This is a genomic window from Bradyrhizobium sp. HKCCYLRH1034 (genome assembly GCF_051168375.1).
Lineage (GTDB): Bacteria > Pseudomonadota > Alphaproteobacteria > Rhizobiales > Xanthobacteraceae > Bradyrhizobium.
Genome location: NZ_JBNPUW010000018.1, coordinates 89,126 through 106,431, shown reverse-complemented (window position 1 = coordinate 106,431; position 17,306 = coordinate 89,126). Strand labels below are relative to the sequence as shown.

Here is a 17,306-nt window from a genome sequence, read left to right as displayed (position 1 = left end):
TTTCCCCTCGGTTTCTCTGTTGCTTGTTGTCGTGATGCTCACCGCTTGGCCTGGACCGGGGCCAGCAGCGTTCCAAGTACACCCGCAATCCCGGTCTCGTAGATCGCGGTCGACTGCTTCTTCTTCTGGCTCCAGACGGTCTCCGGCCGGCTCTGCAGCGCCACGAGGTTCTCGTCTTCAGGGAGATCGGCGTCGATCGCCCATTCGACGTCCTGCGGACAGCCCATGCTGCGCTCGAGCGACTTGGCGAGCCTGGCGACGGCGAGCACCTGGGCATTGGTCAGGGAGGGCAGGGTGCGGCGCTCCGGCGCGATTACGCGCTCGACGGTCCGGCGCTCGGCGCGATCGGCGACGAGTTCGAAATCCTTCTCGGCGATGCGGTGCTTGATGACCTGCAGAAGCACCTTCTCGACGACGAAATTGTCGGGCGTGATTTCGCCGGAGACCACCGGCTCACCGAGCCCGAAGGCGGAATCGATCACGATCTTGGTGCGGTCGCCGTTGATCGGATCCAGCGTCATCGCCACGCCCGCGGCGGCGGCGTTGACCATCTTCTGGACGCCGACCGACATCAGCACGTCGATCTGGCCGAGCCCGTTCTCGGCACGGTAGGAGATCGCGCGCGCGTTGAAGAGGCTGGCCCAGCACGCCTTGACCTTCTCGACCACGGCGTCCTCGCCGACCACCCAGAGATAGGTATCCTGCTGGCCGGCGAAGCTGGCGTCAGGCAGATCCTCGGCGGTTGCCGACGAGCGCACCGCCACCGGCAACTGACCGTCGGGCGACATCCGGCGATACGCCTCGCGGATCGCCTGCTCGACCGCGCCCGGCATCGGCTGCGCCATGATTGCGTCGCGGATCTCGTGCGACAACTTCTCTTCGTCATCGACATCGTCGAGCACGATCCGCGACAGGCGCTCGCTGATCGTCGCCTCGAGTCCGTTGCTTCGAAGATGAAGGGCGTAGGCGTCGGTCGCGACCGCAAATCCCGCAGGAACGCGCACGCCCTGTGCGATCATGCGCGCCAGGCTCGCGCATTTGCCGCCGATGCGCGGGAAGTCGTCCTCGCGTGCGTCTTCGAACGGCACGATGAAGGATGCGGCTGCGTTGGCGCCCATGCGTCTGTTCCCCACCTTATGGCCCGGATCGGCTCCGGACTTGTTGTTGCTTGTGAAACGCGGTCCAATGACGATCGTCGTGTCAGGCCACGTCCCATTCGATCCGAAGCGCTGTCGGCACGCGGAACGAGATGTTGTGAACGAAGTCGATGGTCTGGTCGGCAGCGAGCCGGAGACCAGGAAGCCTGCGGGTCAGCTCGCCGAGCGCGATCGCGAACTCGATTCGGGCCAGCTGCTGGCCGACGCAGGTGTGAATGCCGTAGCCGAAGGCCAGATGGCTTCTCGCGTCGGTGCGCCGGACGTCGAAACGGGTCGGCGCGGAGAACACCGCCTCGTCGCGATTGGCGGAGCCGATGAGCAGGAGGATATTGGAATCCTTCGGCACCGTCACGCCGCCGATCTGGGTATCCTTCAGGGCGCGCCGGCGCCAAGCCACGATCGACGGGCTGAAGCGCAAGCACTCCTCGACCGCATTCGGAATGAGCTGCGGCTCGGCGATGATGGCTTCCCAGTTGTCGCGCCGCTGCAGCAACTCGCGCATGCCGTTGGCCATCAAGGTCGTCGTGGTCTCGTGGCCGGCGAACAGTGCGCTGTAGAGAACGCCGGCGATCTCCTCGTCGCTGATCTCGGCGCCGTCCTTCTGGAGTCGGACCAGATCGCCCGGCAGATCGTCGGTCGGATCGTCGTGGCGCTGACGCACCAGCGCGCGGCAGTAGGTCCAGTATTCGACCATGTTGCGCGCATGCACGATCTGCTCGTCGTCGCTGAGGTCGCCCCAGGTCAGCAGCGCGCGGCTCACCGCCCACGACTTCACGCGCGGCACGTCCATATTGGGAATGCCGACCAGCTTGAACAGCACCAGCGCCGGCACATCATAGGCGAACTCGCGGAAGAAGTCGGCATGTCCGCGATCGGCGAAGGCATCGATCGCCTGGTTGACGATCGCCTTGATCTCCGGCTCGATCGCCCTGAACCGACGCGGCCCGAAGCAGCCCTGGACCAGCTTGCGGATGCGGGTGTGATCGGGCGGTACCCGCGCCGACAGGCCGGAATAGGCGGTGAAGCCGCCCTCGCGCATGATGCGCTTGCCTTCCTCGCACATCGGGCGAAGCGGGGCCTGGGCGTTCTCCGAGGAGAATGTGCGCCAGTCGTCGAACACGGCCTTGATGTCGGCGTGGCGCGCGACGACGTAGTATTTCAGCTCGTCGGAGAAGAAGACCGGCGCCTCGGCGCGGGCCCATTCATAGAACGGGAACGGATCGCGCATCTCGAAGGGATCGAAGTCTTTGGCGGCGTCGCTATAGGGGCACCGCGCCAGCTGAGCTGCCGAACCTGGCATGTCGTCCTCCCATTCGCCGCCTTTGCCGGCGACGTTGTCATGGGCTCACTCTAAGCGGCGGCCTTTGGGTTTTCTTTAGCCCCTAACTCTATGGTAAATTGAGATAAATCGTCAATTCTGCTGGCGGCGGCACCCCCCCCATGGCGCATGGCTTGGCCGGCAAAGGTCGTGTGACCGAGCCGGTCGCGAACGAGCGGCCTCACGCCGTGAGCTTGCGGTGCAGCTCCTGAAGCGAGGCGCTCTTCGGCCGGTTGTCGAAATGCTTGAGCGAGTCGAGGTACAGCTTGAACTGGCGGTCGATCGCCTCGCGTCGGCCTTGCGCCTTGAACACCTGCATTGCCTCGGCATGCGCCATCTCGCACAAGGGGTCGATCGCCAGCGCCTTCTGGCAATGCGCGAGCGCGGCCGAGTGGTCGTTGCGTTCGAGATAGATCCGTGCCGCGTCGCGTTGCACCTTGAAGAACATGTCGCGCAGCCAATAGCGCTTGCTCCAGCACCAGTCGCGCTCGCCATCGTCGGCGTACTCGACCGGAATGTCCTCGAACAGGTCTCCGGTGTACAGACGGTCCGCCGCCTGCAGACAGATCAGCGCCTCGTCGCTCGCGCCGGCCTTGATGTGACCCTGGGACTGACGGCAGAGCTGTTCGAAGGTCGAGATGTCGAGCCAGCTGCGCTCCGGGGGAACCAGCACGTAGCGCGATCCCTCGCGCCGGACATAGTTGCGCGTCTCGTCGCGTCCGTTGGGCTGGCCGAGCGCCAGCCGCAGATAGCGCACGGTGTGATAGAGGCGGTTACGCGCAGCCTCAATGTCCTCGGCGTTGGGCCAGAGCAGATCCGCAAGCTCGTCGGTGGCTGCGCCATGGCCGCCCTTCTGCAGCAGATAGGCGAACAGGGTCTTAGTCTTGCGGGTCGCTCCGCCGGGCGGGTCCCAGTTCACCTGGCTGCCGTCGTTGCGATAGATCCGCAAGCGTCCGAAGCAGCGGATCTTCCAGCGGTCGCGGCTGTCGAGATGAACTGTACTGGGCTCTTCCGCCGATCGTCGCAACAGCCACATGGGGTCGGCGCCTTCGGCTGCGTGCAGCGCGGCCACCGATGTCCCGATCCGCAACTCCGGCGCGATCGCGCCGAGCCAGAAATCGACCTGCTCGCGCAATGCGCCGCGCGTCTGCAGCCGCGACGGCAGCCAATGCGGATTGTCCACGAGTCCGGCGCTGGTGAGGATCTGCGGATGGCCGCGCAGCGCGACGAGCAACTGCTCGTCGATCAGCACCCGGCGGTTATAGAGAGAGGCGATCGAGACCTCGGACTGCTGGGTGAGCGTTTCCGCAAGTGCGGGCCAACCCTCGAAATTGGCCGTCGCCGAGTTGGTCTCGAGGCCCCAGCTCATGTCGACGACGAGCAGGGCAGGACCTTGTTTGCGGGTTGGGGCCACCCACCTCTCGATTCGGCCTGCGACATCTCGAAACGAGATCGGCACCCGCAGCAGCGCCATCTCGACAAAGCTCTTGCCCTCGACGAATCCGGTCTTGTTGATGCGCTTTGCGAGCTTCTCGACCCGCGCGACCGCGTTGACGTCCGCCGCGATCACGAAGATCCGGCAGGGCTGTGCGACAGTCTGGTAAAGCTTGAAGAAGTCCGCAAAAAGAAGCTTTTGCTGCGTCGCGAATAGCGCGAGGTTGACACAACTATTCTTGGTCATGGGTACTCACCCGCGGCAACCCCATTGCAGTCAGCAGACTGGAGGTAGTCTAAGAGCGGCCGCCGGAAGGTTTCAAGGCCCTGTTTCGCGAGCATTCCTGCAAGCTGGCGAGATCCAGAAGCCGTGAAATGCGGCAGCGAAATGAATCGCTTTCAGCGACGATGCATGTTCGGGTTTGCGGGAACGAGATGCGGATTGAGCACGCCAGCGGAGCTGATTGCCTCAACGCGAGGCTCCTCTAGACCGTCAGGCGCTCGTGGATTGCCGCTCCATGGTCTCTCGGATGAAGTGTGACGCCGCTAGAACTGTCGGGCTGGCAGCGAGTTGATGATTGATGTTCGATGGAGGCCAGCCGCGGGGTAGGCTTTATCCCTCAGCTTGTCATATGAGAAGTCCGGCTCCGTTGTCTGCAGCTTGCGAACCATCTCGAAAGAAAGCTCACGGTGCCCATTATGGGCATAGAGAGCTGACAAATATCGCAAGGGTGGAGCAAAGGTCGGAGCAAGAGCATGGCTGGCTTCTGCAAGATGGACGGCCTTGTCGAGTTCTCCCGCCATGGTCCCCGCAATGCAGCTCAGGGCATCGAGCTGAAAACGGAAAGGTGCCGCACCAGCGATCGTACGGGCAAGCAATGTGTGCTGGAAGCCGTCCTCTGGTTTGCCGAGATAGCTCTTTGCGATTCCCAGGCAGGCCCAGGCGATCGGGTTGGCGTGGTTCAGTTGAATGGCTCGCTCGGCCAGCTCATAGGCGGCAACATACGAGCGTCGCATCATGGAATGGACATGCGCGCTCAGGCCAGCAACATAGGAGTTGTAGGGTTCGAGCTCCAGCGCCCGGTACATCAGATCGAAAGCCTCCGCCTCAAGCGTCTGGCGGCAGTTGAATTGGCGCTCGGCGAGCATGAAGGTGCGCAAATAGGCGCGCCACGCGAGATAGATGCCGCGTGGCTCGGCCGCGAAAGCAGCCGCGAACAGCTTGTCGGCGGACTCGAAGTTGGCTCTGCCAAGTCGAAACAGGCGCAGGATACCAGCATAGCATAGATGGGAGGCAGACCTCGGAGCGCCATCCTTGATATGAGCGAGTTGATCGACGGCGAAGTTGACCACCAGGTTGATGGTTCTCATCACATTGGTGTCGTTCAGGTCGAGCGTACCCTCGCCGTTGATCTGCAATGTCGACGACCATGCCAGCGTGTTGGCAGGGCGCTGCAACAGCGCGAGCCGAACGATCTTGCTCGTGTCAGATCCGAACACATCAGAACGCAGGGAGAGCGTGCCGGCCGAGGAGCCATCGTCACCAATCGGGCCATCGCCAGGCAAAGTGTCCGCCGGCCAGGCCGCCGACGCGCTCATGTCGCGCCGGTCTTGGATCGTGGCTACGCCCAGTTCCTTGATCGTCTTGGCGATGGAATCGACGAGGCTGTCCGTCACGACCGCAGTATCCGACGGGCCTGTCCGGCAGCCGGGGATCAGGACGATTCGGTTTCGCGAGGGCCGCTCATCGGCGGGCTGCAGGTGCGCTGCAAGATCGGTCGCGAGATTGGCAGCGTGGCGGAGGTCAGGCGACGGCGCGACGTGCATCTGGAATCGCGCACGCTCCTCGCGCAGCCAATCCTCGAACTCCTCCTCTGCAATGTCAAAGCCTTCAAGAAGCTCACCTTGGGGAGGCGCCATCTCCTGCTGCGGCGACGCGGCAGCGTAACGGGCGATGTCGGTCTCAAATAGCTTTGGATCGAGCGAAATGACGAAGCTGTCGGCGCACAGCAGGGAGCGGCAGTCGGCCAGCGCCTTGCGGATTTCGGTCAGGCTTTGGCGAAGGCTGGCCGCGCCTTGCTCCTTGCCGCGGCTCCCCCAGAGCCTGTCCTGGATCCAGACCCGCGACCGCTTGTGCTCACGCGCCAGCGCCAACATCGCAATGAGGGCGCAAGCCTTGCGTCCTCTAGGCGTGCAATCCTCGCCAGAAGCCTTGACCACGCGGAACGGACCAAGAAGCTTGATCAGCAATTTTGGATCTGAGCTCACATTCGTCGCCCACAACCATGATGTAATCAGTCGTGAAAATACGGAAACCAATGATTGAGTAGTGAAGTCTCCAACACCCTTGCTGTCAACGTGAAAAATCCGTGAAACGCCGTCATTTCGAAGGCCGGCGGCTTGACCGCGCGTGCCGTCAAAACGACCATTCAGTGGTAACGGGCGGAGCAAGTCCGCCGGGCCAGGCAGGGAGGCGGCAGATGGCATGGCTAAGCGGTGAGAGCGGAGAAAGCGGCGAAAGTGGTGAGAGCGGCGAAAGCGGCGAAAGCGGTGAGAGCGGCGAAGGCCGCCGTGTCCGCGCCTCATCGCGTGCACGCGCGCTGATTACCAGCCGGGAGGGCGTCGTCGGCTACTGGAACCAGCCGTCACACACGCCTGATCACTATACTGCCGGGCCAGAGGCGCTCGATCGCTGGTCGCGCGACGTGCGACTGCGCATCTTCGCTGGCGAGCTGTTGTCGGGCCTTGTCTATGACGAAGGCGAGACCTCGATCTCGCTTCAGTACCGTGGCCGCAGCGATGAGACGTTCACGCCGATCGTGCACATGATCCGTCCCAATGCCTCGGACTTCGCCGAACAAGCGGCTTGGGTGTTCAACTATGCCGCGCTCCGGATGGAACGCAGTAGCGAGATCCTGGCCGAGCTGCACGATTTCACCAGCTTCTTGGGCCTGGTCGGATACTGGAATCCGAGCCGCAGCCCGCACACCGCCGAGCTGCTGGCGCTGATCCTGCAGGTGACGACCACGATCGAAATGCGGGTCAAGCATGCGCTCACCTGCCGGCGCCCAATCGAATATTCACCGCAGATACAGCCGATGATCCAGACGCCGGGGCATGGGTCGCTGCCGAGCGGCCATGCCACGGAATCCTTTGCTGCGGCCTTCGTGATCAACGCCCTCATGCGCAAGGCGAGGACCGGGCGAGACGATGTCGATGCGACCGATCCAGTGTTCGTGCAGCTGATGCGCCACGCCGAGCGCATTGCCATCAACCGGACGGTCGCCGGCGTGCATTTTCCGGTCGACAGCGTGGCCGGTATGGTGCTGGGCTGGACCTTGGCGGAGCTGTTCATTGCGCGCTGCTCTGGCTGCGGCCAGGTCACGATGCGCAAGTTCGACGGGCGGGGGTTCAACGACGATTTCCGCTACGACGATGTGCTGGCGATGTCCTACAGGCGATCGGCTGCTGCGAACGTCGCCAGCGAGCAGGGTGGCGGCGGCGCGATCATCGAGGCCGGCACGCCATCGACCGTTCCAGCCTCGCCGATCTTGCAGCATCTCTGGACGCAGGCGCTTGCCGAGTGCCGCCTGATCGTCGGCTGACACGAAAGGACAGGCGCATGAGAGACTGGCGAGGAGATCGGGCCGAACGAGCCAATCCCTATCTGGACTGGGAGTTGCGCAACAGGCCGCTCGGCAAGAGGCTGGACTGGTGCAGCGTGCAGATCCAACTGCTGCCGGAGGCCAACGGCAGCTATGTGGCCCATCTCGGCCAGTTGGCCGCCATCGTGGCCGCCGGCCACGAGCCGGACGAGCCTGCTGACGCGCTGACCATCCGCATGTCGGCCGACGAATTCGATCTGCTGACGAAGCTGATCGACGACATCCGCATCGGTCGCGTCCCGCCGCCGAACGATCCGCGCGATGTGCAGTTCTTCATCTACCGGCCCGAAGACATCGCCAATCGCACTGCCGCCAACGGTCTCTTCACCGCGATCCATGTCGGCCCGCCGATTCCAGGCCTGCGCTTCGACTCCGTCATCGCCGCGCCGACCGATCTCGGCAAGCCGTTGACGGATTTGACGCGGCAGGTCGCTATCGGCGTCATCGATGACGGCATCGCCTTTGCCAACCGCCGTTTTCGCAGCAGGGGCGGCAGATCGCGCATCCGAGCGATCTGGCTGCAGGATGTCGAGCGCCGGACCACGGATTTCGGCGTCGCCGCCGGGCAGCGGCTCACCGGCGAGGAGCTCGACGTGCTGTTTGCGGCGAATGCAAGCGAAGCCGACATCTATCGCGCGTTCGGCATGACCGATTTCGGCAATGAGCAACGCAAGCCGCTGGCGCAACGCGTCTCGCACGGCACACACATCCTCGATCTCTCCGGCGGCTACGATCCGACCGCGGAGGATATCGGCAGCAAGCGGCCTCTGTTGGCGGTGCAACTGCCGTCGCCGGTGTCCGGCGATACGACCGGCGTTACCATGGCGAGCTACGTGCTGCAGGGGGCGCGCCAGATCATGCTGTGGGCCGACCGGATCAACCCGAAGCTGCCGCTCGTCATCAATTTCAGCTATGGCATCGCGGCCGGCCCCAAGAACGGCAGCCACGAGATCGAGCAGGCTCTGTCGCGGATGATCGAGCGTCGCAACCAACGCGGCGGCCCGACCTATCTGGTGCTGCCGGCCGGCAACAGCTATCGCGAGCGGACGACGGGGCGGATGGTTGTGCAGCCCGGCGCCTCCGATCAGATCGATTGGATCATGCTGCCGGATGACGGTACGTCCAATCATCTCGAGATCTGGCTCGACGGCGAAGCGATCGCGCAGCAATGGCCGCGCGTCGGCGTCAGCCTGACGCCGCCCGGCGATGTGCCGCGCAAGATCGATGGATTCGGTGATGGCGATGTGCAGGTGCTGGAGGATGACGGCAAGCCGATCGCCGCCATCAATGGCCACCTCGCCAAGGTGGCCGGCCAGCCCGACCGCGTCCGCTTTCATCTGTCGGTCAATCCGACCACCGCGCGCTGGAGCGTGAGGCAACCGGCGCCGGCCGGACGCTGGCGGCTTTCCATCACCAACGGATCGGAGGCGCCGCTGACCGCACATCTCTACATCCAGCGCGACGATACCCCGCTGGGCTACGTGCAGCATGGACGTCAGTCCTATTTCGATCATGCAGGGGGCTATCAGCGTGCGGCGCTGGATGGCAGCTACAGCGATCCGGACAGCAGCGGCTGCCCCATGACTCGCGAGGACACACTGTCGGCGCTCGCGACCGGTGCGGGCGCGCTCGTGGTCGGCGCCGTCGATGCCGCGGGCCAGCCGACGGATTATACGGCGAGCGGTCCGACGCCGGGGCGCGCCGAGCCCGATTGTGCTGCCATCGCCGACCAGGGGCCCGCGCATTGGGGCGTGCTCGCGGCCGGTACCCGGAGCGGTTCGGTGGTGGCGATGCGCGGCACCAGCGTGGCAGCGCCGCAACTCGTACGTCGGCTCGCAGACTATCTCGCATCGCTGCAACCGGGCCCGGTGCTTGCGTCGCTTGCGGTGACCGACGGTCCCGTGGCCAGCTCCGACATCCCGCCGCCGGGCGCCGCCGTGCTCGAGCCGATCAAGCAGGACGCGGTCGCCACTTCGCCGTGTGACCATGCCCGTATCGGCAGTTTCATCCTGCGTGCGAGCGGCCACCCCGGCCTGCCGCCGCGGACCTATCCGCGCAGCCCAAACTTGCGGTGAGCCCGACTCCCTGGTTCGCCGCCGCGCAATCGCAGCATGCTGGCAGACAGTGAGCCAGCACAGCCGCGCGCCTCGACTCCCAGCCTGAATCCGATGCCTCTTGCGCTGCGCCCTTGCCGACGCGCGCGATAGCGCAAGTGCGTGAGTGCAGATGGCGTCGTTCCGATGCATTTTTGACGATGCTCTTGCGATGTCCTGACGATCGTCTCACACCGCCTCGGCATAGTTCCTCCCGTGCAAACGAGACACAGGAGGATTCAATGCGCAGATCCAATATCCGTATCGTGATGGGCTTGATCATCTCGCCCTTGCTGATGTCCCAGGCCTCCGGTCAGAACCTCAAGGACCTGGTGCCGACCTATCAGCCGCATCAACAGACCGACAGCGAGCGGTTGCAGAACTTCCGCGCTCCAGCCCCGCCTCCGACCAACTATCCGAACATCAGCCGTGATCCTTCCACCAACGAGCCGCGGCTCAACGTCAACCGCGATGTCTCGCTCGGCGGCAACGTGACCCGGAACAGCGCCGAGGGAAACGTCCGCTTCCCGATTCCGGGATCTCGCTAGGCGCTATTCGGCGACATGGATGACTGCTCGCCGTCCAGGCGCGACGTCTCGAAAGCGGGCCGCTGGTTCAAACAATCCATGATGACGTGAGGAGATTGCAGATGAAGAGTCTTCGACTGATGGCCTGCTCCGCCATGCTGTTGCCCAGCGTCGCTCTGGCGCAACAGCAGATTCCGACAGGCTCACTGCCGCCCGACATCGCGGCCGCGATCAAGGCGGCTCCGCTGACGCAGACGCTGATTCCGATCAGCGGCGAGGAGAAATTCGCGCAGCAGATCATCAAGGCGGATGAGATTTCCTTCGCGGCGGGGGCAAAGCTGACGCTGACCGGATTGAACTATCCCTACATCGTGGTGGCCGCGCAACGCATCAAGTTCGCCAACCCGGACACCTACAGCATCATCCAGCGCGATCCGCAGGCCGTGGCCGCCGTCGGCAGTGACGGCCCCGCAGGTCCCAATGGCGCCGACAATCCCGGCGAGACCAACCGGACTGGCAATCCCGGTTACCCCGGCGGCCCTGGCGGGCCTGCCGTGGCCGGACAGACCCGGCAACTGCCCGACGTCTATCTGGTCGCCGGAGAACTCTCCGATCCGAAAGGGCCGATCCCGGCTGGTCTTCTCAACCTCGTCCTTCTCTTCCGCGGCATTGACGGCGGCGATGGTGGGACCGGGGGGAAAGGCGGCAACGGCGGCCGGGCCGGAAACGGCAAGGAGGGCGCTACGAGCCTGTTCGACTGCAAGGAGGGTGGCGGCCCCGGCGGGACGGGAGGCGCTGCCGGTCCCGGAGGACGCGGCGGTGACGCCGGCGCTGGGGGACAAGGTGCCGATCTCATCTTCGTCACGACCAGACCTGCCTACGAAGTCCTGAGCTATTCGCGGATCAACAATGTCGGCGGGAGGGCCGGACTCCCAGGTCGGGGCGGCAGCCCGGGCAATCCGGGCCCCGGAGGCCAGGGCGCGCCGGCCAATGGCTGGTGCAAGGGCACAGGCGGAGGGTCGCCAGGCAATTTCCCGTCGCCTGCAAACCTCGGCTTCGGCAATCCGTCTGCGGACGGTGCGAAGGGAACGGTCACGGCGGTCATTCTTCCGTCCGTCGGTCCTCTGTTTGGCAAGTGATGCGGCGAGCGGCGGATGAAACCTGCAGGCCGCGTCCTGCAGGTTTCGTCCGCCAGCGCGCGGGCCCAATTCCTCAATCCCGGAGCAATCCATGACGACGACGCGCGACAGAGTGGAGCAATACGTCCTCGACTATTTCCATCGCCAGTGGCCCTCGGCGACCGAGGCGACCTCGCTCGCCGGCGATCTCGGCCTGGATGCCTATGACATCTACGACATCGGCCGGCATCTGCGGGGGTGGCGCCGCGCCAGCTACACGCCGAGTGAGTTCGCCGGCTGCGAACTGGTGAAGGATATCGTGACGCTGATCTACCAGAAGGTCCGCACCGCCGGAAACTGAGGCGGGCACCGGCGGGATCCAGCCCACCACATGAAGGAAGGTACCGATGAAGCGCATGAGCCTCGCCAGTCTCACCGTCGTCGTCGCGGGCGGCATCCTTGCGGCGCAGGCCGCAGCCGAGGCGGCAGCTGCTGACGACATCTTCGCGTGCTACAAGACCGCCCCCGCGGCCGAGCCGGACTGGACGGCGATCGCGCGCGACTATGCGCACAAGCGCCTGAAACAAGCCTGCGGGCAGCAGTGGCCCGTCGCCGCCACGCCGCGCCCGCAGCGGGCGTCGGCCGCAGCCGCAGCGCTGGCGGTGAAGACGGCGCCCGGGCCCGCGCCGGTCAGCGACTTCATCTGGTTCGTGCGCAAGGACTTCGCCGATGTCGACATGTTCGGCAAGCCGCAGTCCAATGAGAAGGCGACGGGTGCGGAATTGTCCTGGGCGCGCAACAACACGGCCGCCGACACGATCTGGCAGGTCAATGGACTGGTCGGTCTCGCCTACAGCTATCTCAACGAAGACTACTCGCGCTTCATCGGTGCCAGCCTGGCGTCCTATGTGAAGGTCGACAAGGAAGCGCATTCCGCCGCGGCAAGCGACGACAGCCGGGATGCGATCACCGTCGGCGGCAGCGCCGAGGTCGGATTCATCAACCCGATCGGTGGCGCCGACTATGTCCGCGGCAGCTGGCTCGAAACCCGCGACGGGATCCTGAACCGAACCACTGGGCAGGCCAAGCTCGAATGGATGCCGATGTATCTCCGCGTGAGCCGGCAGATTCCGGGCACCTTCGTGACCACCAATTTCCGTCCCGACCTCAAGGTGCAATATGACGAGCGCCAGGGCGGTGTCGTACCGATCGGCTTCTCCGGTCTCGGCCGCTCGCTGCGCATCGGCCCCGAAGCGACGTTTCTGTTCCGCGTTGCGGACTTCGGCACCGCGCTGCCGGCCTGGGCCGAGCCGCTCGCCGGTCTGAGCGGCGCCGTTACCTATCACTGGTGGCGCGAGGTCTATTCCGGGCAGAGCGGCAGCTGGCTCGACAGCACGATCAAATACGACGTCAACCCGAACGTCGCGCTCGCCTTCTCCTATCAGAAGGGGCGCAACGAGGAGACGGCCAAGCGAACGGACCTGTACAAGCTCTCGCTCAATTTCAAGACCTGTGCCGCCTTCGCTGGCTTCTCGGGCGGACGCTGCACCGCCGACAAGGACTGAGCTGGCAGTCATGACTGGGTTTGGAAGCTCTACGGCTTCACGACGGAGGGAGATGATATGGACAAGGCCATCGATGGTTTCGTTCAGGTGCTGAGCTTCGTGCTCGCCTCATCCTCGACCGCAGCGCTGCTGGCGGTCGGACTGATCCTGCTGCTCATCACCACGGTGTTCGCCTGCATCGCGCTCAGGTCAAAACCGGAAGAGGTCACCTCGTTCTTCAAGGCGGCGTTCTTCCTTTGCCTGGTTGGTGGCATCCTGTTCTCCGCGGCCGGTCCGTCGCTGGCGCTGTTCTACGTGTCGCAGGATCCGATTCGCAGGAAGTCGGTCAATGAAGCGATCGACGATCTCGCCAGCAACAGACGTGTGCGCTACGTCATCCGCATGATCTCGCGCAGCCCCTCCGATGCCGCCCTCGGCATCGACGCGCTGACCCAGCTCGGTCCGCCCCGGCAGAAGTATTCCTTCGTCGCCGACTACGAGGAGTTGAAGGGTCATACGGTCAAGGAAGCGCTCGACCTGTTCGGCATCGGCTACGTCGCCGGCTACCGTGTATCAGTCGTGATCTTTCCCTTGCAGATCGATCTCTATCCGGCCAATGCGCGGGGTCTGTTGCAGGTCGTCAGCAATGTCGAGGCCGGCGTTGCGCCGGAGGATCGCTTTCTCAAGCCCGGCAAGCTTCACGACGCGGAGCTCAGGGAGTTCGGCGACACCGGCATTCAGACCTACCGTATCGACAACTTCAAGCCGTTCTACCCGCATTATTGCGAGCTGGCGCAGACCTTCTTCTGCGGGCACTACGCCGCCAAGGAGCTCGTCGGCGGCCTCTACCGCGATTGGCATCCGCTCGGCTTCTCACAGAAGAATCCACCGACCCAACCCTGCACGATTCCCAAGGAGAAGTTCTGCGCCTTCTCGGACTGGGACAAGGTGCGACAGGACTTCAAGGGCCACTTCGGTGTTCGCGCGTTCCTCATCGAAAATCTCGAGATTGGCAAGATCCCTGGCCGCATGCTGTTCGACTTCCAGGATCCGCAGCGCGACAGGATCCCCGAGTTGGGGCTTCCACCAGCGTCTGACTGACCCACGCTTGTCAGCGAAGGAAGCCTATGGAGGTTAGTTTCCGAGCGGTTTCTGCATGCCGTCGTAGCAATAGGCGAAGCGCCAAAGTTACGATCCGGTCGCGGTGACGAGCATGAAGAGCCCGCCTTCATTTGAGCGCTTGTAGTCTTTCGTTGCCGGCTTCAGGTGCCGGAAATAGGGGGCGGATTTGGCCGGCATAGGTTCGATTCCACCCAAGGCTCGCGATATCATGACCCCCGCGCGCTACCATCAAGGATACCAGCAGAGGGGGCGGATACCAACAAAACGGGCGGACGCCGGTGACGGGCAGACGGCGGTCGATCTTTGATTTTGAGGGGGAAACGAACGTCGGCGGATGCGGGCGAACGCCCAAATGGTGCCCCTGGCCGGAATCGAACCAGCACTCCTTGCGGAACTCGATTTTGAGTCGAGCGCGTCTACCAGTTCCGCCACAGGGGCATTCGCCGGGCCTGTGCAGGAACCATAGCGAAGCGGGCGGACTATAGCGGGCGGCCGGGCCGGGTCAACCCGCACGGACGTGATGGGCGCGCATCTCGACAGCTTTCGCGGGCCGGAGTAGGAGCCGGAACGGCCCGGCATGGGACCGGATGCAGCCCCGTTCGGGAGGACCGATGACCAATACTTCTGTGATGGCGCGCCCCGCGGCGGGAGCCATGAGCCCGGCGGTGGCGGCGGCGCTGCTCGCGGCCGGCATCGCGGCGGCGGCCTTGGCCGGCGCCTGGTACATGCAGCTGGTCTGGGGCCTGCAGCCCTGCGAGCTCTGCCTGAAGCAGCGCTGGGCCTATTATGCGATCGTGCCGCTCGGGCTGCTCATCGCGCTCGCCGCCAAAGGCGGCGCGCCGCGCGCGCTGGTGCTCGCGGGGCTCGGCGTGGTCGCGCTGGCCGCGCTCGGCAATGCCGGGCTCGGCGTCTATCACTCCGGCGTCGAATGGGGCTTCTGGCCGGGGCCGACCGAATGCACCGGGCCGATCGGCAATCTCGGCAGCGCCGGCAGCCTCTTGGAGCGGCTCGACAGCGTCAAGGTCGTACGCTGCGACGAGGTACAATTCCGCTTCCTCGGCCTGTCGCTCGCCGGCTACAGCGTGCTGATCTCGCTTCTGATCGCCGCCATCGCCGGCTGGGGCATCACCCGGAAGCGCGCCTAGTCGTCGACATCCTCCTGCGGCCGTCCGAACAGATGGACGATGCCGGGGGTGGCGATGGTGACGAACACGAAGCGCGACAGGTGATGCGCGCCGACGAAGATCGGGTCGATGTGCAGCGTCAGCGCCAGCGCCATCATCGCGTCCATGGCGCCGGGCGCGAACGCGACGATGGTGTCGGAAAAGCGCACATGCGTCACCAGCACGATCACGGTGACGAACAGCGCCGAGATCGCCACCGCGATCGCGAACGAGCCCAGCGCCGCCCTGATATGGCCGACCAGGGTCTTCACCCGCATCCGGGCGAAGCGGCTGCCGATCAGGGCGCCGATGCCGACCAGCGCCACGCCGCGCATCCAATCCGGCAGGCCGCCCTCGACGAGGCCGGTGCCGTGCAGGACGCCGCTGGCGACCATCGCGCCGAACAGCCAGCTCGCCGGAAACCTGATCAGCTGCATCAGCATCGCCGCGACCAGCGAGGCCACCAGCAGTGCGAGCAGGCCGAGCGGTGAGGCGACGCTCTGGCCGAGCGAGATCGGCGCCGCCGGTGCGACGCCGGCCACTGCCAGCACCAGCGGCAGCGCCGCCGTCAGGATGATCACCCGCAGCGTCTGCACCACGGCGATCGCCGGCAGGTCGGCACCGCGCTCCACCGCGAGCATCGTGATCTGCGACAGCGCACCGGGACTGCCGGCGAGCAGCGCCGAGGTGCGGTCCCAGCCATGGACGCGCTGCAGATAGAGGCTGGAGCCGAAGGTGGAGCAGAACGTCGCGAGCGCCAGGAGGCCGATGGTCACCGGATAGGCGCTGACATGGTTGATCAGCTCGCGCGAGACCACGGCGCCGATCGAGATGCCGAGCAGCAGCAGCACAGTCTGGGTCAGGATCGGCGGCATCGCCAGCGGGCGGCCGGCGATTGCGGCGATCGCGGTCGCGATCATCGCGCCGGAGATCAGCCCGCCGGGCAGATGGGCGACGAGGAAGATCAGGCCGCCGGCGGTGCCGAGCACGAGGGTCTCGATCGCGCTCAGGGTCTTGGCGCGGCTCGGCAGGTCAAAGGGGAGGGAGGAGATGATCTGGCGCACGGCGCCTTATGCCAAAACCTGCCTGCGCGAACAATTCCCGCCGCTGCGCAGGCGCCATGCGCGCATGCGCCCGCAGGGGCCGGTCATTTCGGTTTGTCGGGCGTCGGCAAGGGAGCGGGCACGGGTGTGGTCGCGGCGGCGGCCGCGGCCTTGTCGCGCTTGCAGGCCGAGCGGAATTTGCCGCGTGCCTTGCCCTTCAGCCCCTGCTCGTCGGCCTCCTTGGAGCAGGCGATGGAAATCGTCCGCCGCGCCGCCTTGTCGAGGGTAGCGAACTTGTCGGTGGCGGCATCGGGCCGCGACGGCAGCGTCAATCCGGGTTGCGAGCGGGCGGGGCCCGCAGCCGACAGGGTGGCCATTGCGATGGCCGCAATCGCCGCCCGGGCAGTGAATCTCATGCTGAAGTCCTCGAACGAAAGGCACGCTGCGATGTCCGGCGATGCTGAACCCGCAGTGAATGGAATGAGCCGGATCGCCGCGCGACGCAAATTATATTTTCGCGCGGCCATGCTCCCGCCGGCTTTGTCGGTCGCGGGCGTCTCGCTAGAATTACCGTCCCATTCCACCATGCTCCACAGGGAGATCGAGGATGAGTTTTCACGCAAAATCATTGGTTGCTTCGTCACTCGCTACGCTGGCCGTGATCGGGCTCGCGACGTTCGCCGCCGCGCCGGCGAAAGCGCTGACCGCGCAGGAATGCAGCGCCAAGTACAAGCAGGCGAAGGAGGCCGGCACGCTGGGCGGCCAGAAGTGGAACGACTTCCGCAAGGCCCAGTGCGGCAGCGATGCCACCGCTGCCGCGGCACCGGCGGCTCCGGCCGCACCTGCGGCCGAGGCCAAGCCGGCCAAGGCGGCGAAATCCGACGCCAAGGAGGCCGCTCCCGCGCCGACCGGTCCCGCCGTGTTCCCCAACGCGGTGGACCCGAAATACGCCAAGGAGAAGCCCGGCAAGGCGCGTCTGCAGACCTGCGTCGATCAGTACAATGCCAACAAGGCGACCAACGCCAATGGCGGCCTGAAGTGGATCCAGAAGGGCGGCGGCTACTACAGCGAATGCACCAAGAAGCTGAAGGGCGCTGCCTGATCCGGGTTGACGAGACGTTG

General features: G+C 65.1%; 15 protein-coding genes and 1 tRNA gene. 9 read left to right on the top strand and 7 right to left on the bottom strand.

The genetic code is table 11. The annotated features are described in order from the left end of the window. Positions 1–38: 38 nt before the first annotated feature. From ACQR0W_RS30985 to ACQR0W_RS30970, 4 genes are all read right to left on the bottom strand, one after another. Entirely contained in the window at positions 39–1,118 is a 1,080-nt protein-coding gene (locus ACQR0W_RS30985; protein ID WP_315751486.1) for a PEP/pyruvate-binding domain-containing protein, read from the bottom strand. An 82-nt stretch (positions 1,119–1,200) separates the two neighbouring features. Continuing rightward, complete coding sequence (locus ACQR0W_RS30980) at positions 1,201–2,457, bottom strand: cytochrome P450 (RefSeq protein WP_315826586.1); 1,257 nt, start codon at positions 2,455–2,457, stop codon at positions 1,201–1,203. Between the two features lie 199 nt (positions 2,458–2,656). After that, positions 2,657–4,156 carry an AfsR/SARP family transcriptional regulator gene (locus ACQR0W_RS30975; RefSeq protein WP_315751492.1) on the bottom strand — a complete coding sequence of 500 codons (1,500 nt, stop codon included), beginning with the start codon at positions 4,154–4,156 and terminating at the stop codon, positions 2,657–2,659. A gap of 299 nt (positions 4,157–4,455) precedes the next feature. Next, on the bottom strand, positions 4,456–6,159 hold the full coding sequence (locus tag ACQR0W_RS30970) for a hypothetical protein (RefSeq protein ID WP_316170800.1): 1,704 nt from the start codon (positions 6,157–6,159) through the stop codon (positions 4,456–4,458). Positions 6,160–6,278: 119 nt separating this feature from the next. On the opposite strand from ACQR0W_RS30970, the gene ACQR0W_RS30965 reads away from it, so the two are divergent. The 7 genes from ACQR0W_RS30965 (at position 6,279) to ACQR0W_RS30935 (ending at position 13,957) form a co-directional block, all read left to right on the top strand. Next, positions 6,279–7,514, top strand: a complete 1,236-nt coding sequence (locus tag ACQR0W_RS30965) for a phosphatase PAP2 family protein (protein ID WP_316205791.1) — start codon at positions 6,279–6,281, stop codon at positions 7,512–7,514. Positions 7,515–7,531: 17 nt separating this feature from the next. After that, positions 7,532–9,649: a S8 family serine peptidase gene (locus ACQR0W_RS30960; protein WP_316170801.1), complete on the top strand. Its 2,118-nt coding sequence runs from the start codon at positions 7,532–7,534 to the stop codon at positions 9,647–9,649. Positions 9,650–9,909: 260 nt separating this feature from the next. After that, the gene (locus tag ACQR0W_RS30955) at positions 9,910–10,215 is read left to right on the top strand and encodes a hypothetical protein (protein WP_315716237.1); all 306 of its coding nucleotides are present in this window, start codon (positions 9,910–9,912) and stop codon (positions 10,213–10,215) included. A 101-nt stretch (positions 10,216–10,316) separates the two neighbouring features. Further along, positions 10,317–11,333: a hypothetical protein gene (locus ACQR0W_RS30950; RefSeq protein ID WP_315826590.1), complete on the top strand. Its 1,017-nt coding sequence runs from the start codon at positions 10,317–10,319 to the stop codon at positions 11,331–11,333. A 91-nt stretch (positions 11,334–11,424) separates the two neighbouring features. Continuing rightward, on the top strand, positions 11,425–11,673 hold the full coding sequence (locus ACQR0W_RS30945; RefSeq protein WP_315826591.1) for a hypothetical protein: 249 nt from the start codon (positions 11,425–11,427) through the stop codon (positions 11,671–11,673). 46 nt (positions 11,674–11,719) lie between these two features. Then, positions 11,720–12,877 (top strand): hypothetical protein, encoded by a 1,158-nt coding sequence (locus ACQR0W_RS30940; protein ID WP_316170802.1) that lies wholly within the window; start codon positions 11,720–11,722, stop codon positions 12,875–12,877. A gap of 57 nt (positions 12,878–12,934) precedes the next feature. Next, positions 12,935–13,957 carry a hypothetical protein gene (locus ACQR0W_RS30935; RefSeq protein ID WP_316170803.1) on the top strand — a complete coding sequence of 341 codons (1,023 nt, stop codon included), beginning with the start codon at positions 12,935–12,937 and terminating at the stop codon, positions 13,955–13,957. A gap of 374 nt (positions 13,958–14,331) precedes the next feature. On the opposite strand, the gene ACQR0W_RS30930 is transcribed toward ACQR0W_RS30935, so the two are convergent. Further along, a tRNA-Leu gene (locus ACQR0W_RS30930) sits at positions 14,332–14,416 on the bottom strand. A gap of 173 nt (positions 14,417–14,589) precedes the next feature. Here ACQR0W_RS30930 and ACQR0W_RS30925 point away from each other — a divergent pair. After that, complete coding sequence (locus tag ACQR0W_RS30925; protein ID WP_316171832.1) at positions 14,590–15,123, top strand: disulfide bond formation protein B; 534 nt, start codon at positions 14,590–14,592, stop codon at positions 15,121–15,123. On the opposite strand, the gene ACQR0W_RS30920 is transcribed toward ACQR0W_RS30925, so the two are convergent. Together ACQR0W_RS30920 and ACQR0W_RS30915 are read right to left on the bottom strand one after the other, a co-directional pair. Continuing rightward, positions 15,120–16,205: an AbrB family transcriptional regulator gene (locus tag ACQR0W_RS30920; RefSeq protein ID WP_316171831.1), complete on the bottom strand. Its 1,086-nt coding sequence runs from the start codon at positions 16,203–16,205 to the stop codon at positions 15,120–15,122. The two genes, ACQR0W_RS30925 and ACQR0W_RS30920, sit on opposite strands and share 4 nt — an antisense overlap. Positions 16,206–16,288: 83 nt before the next feature. Continuing rightward, entirely contained in the window at positions 16,289–16,600 is a 312-nt protein-coding gene (locus tag ACQR0W_RS30915; protein ID WP_316171830.1) for a PsiF family protein, read from the bottom strand. Positions 16,601–16,791: 191 nt separating this feature from the next. Here ACQR0W_RS30915 and ACQR0W_RS30910 point away from each other — a divergent pair, with 191 nt between their 5' ends. After that, positions 16,792–17,286, top strand: coding sequence for a hypothetical protein (locus ACQR0W_RS30910; RefSeq protein ID WP_315716224.1), 495 nt, complete (start codon positions 16,792–16,794; stop codon positions 17,284–17,286). The last annotated feature ends 20 nt before the right edge of the window (positions 17,287–17,306 follow it).

Bases quoted from the DNA above. Each gene is read 5' to 3' on its own strand.
- ACQR0W_RS30910 (WP_315716224.1), top strand. From the start codon at position 16,792: ATGAGTTTTCACGCAAAATCATTGGTTGCTTCGTCACTCGCTACGCTG.
- ACQR0W_RS30985 (WP_315751486.1), bottom strand. From the start codon at position 1,118: ATGGGCGCCAACGCAGCCGCATCCTTCATCGTGCCGTTCGAAGACGCA.
- ACQR0W_RS30945 (WP_315826591.1), top strand. From the start codon at position 11,425: ATGACGACGACGCGCGACAGAGTGGAGCAATACGTCCTCGACTATTTC.
- ACQR0W_RS30960 (WP_316170801.1), top strand. From the start codon at position 7,532: ATGAGAGACTGGCGAGGAGATCGGGCCGAACGAGCCAATCCCTATCTG.
- ACQR0W_RS30925 (WP_316171832.1), top strand. From the start codon at position 14,590: ATGACCAATACTTCTGTGATGGCGCGCCCCGCGGCGGGAGCCATGAGC.
- ACQR0W_RS30975 (WP_315751492.1), bottom strand. From the start codon at position 4,156: ATGACCAAGAATAGTTGTGTCAACCTCGCGCTATTCGCGACGCAGCAA.
- ACQR0W_RS30935 (WP_316170803.1), top strand. From the start codon at position 12,935: ATGGACAAGGCCATCGATGGTTTCGTTCAGGTGCTGAGCTTCGTGCTC.
- ACQR0W_RS30915 (WP_316171830.1), bottom strand. From the start codon at position 16,600: ATGAGATTCACTGCCCGGGCGGCGATTGCGGCCATCGCAATGGCCACC.
- ACQR0W_RS30980 (WP_315826586.1), bottom strand. From the start codon at position 2,457: ATGCCAGGTTCGGCAGCTCAGCTGGCGCGGTGCCCCTATAGCGACGCC.
- ACQR0W_RS30955 (WP_315716237.1), top strand. From the start codon at position 9,910: ATGCGCAGATCCAATATCCGTATCGTGATGGGCTTGATCATCTCGCCC.
- ACQR0W_RS30940 (WP_316170802.1), top strand. From the start codon at position 11,720: ATGAAGCGCATGAGCCTCGCCAGTCTCACCGTCGTCGTCGCGGGCGGC.
- ACQR0W_RS30950 (WP_315826590.1), top strand. From the start codon at position 10,317: ATGAAGAGTCTTCGACTGATGGCCTGCTCCGCCATGCTGTTGCCCAGC.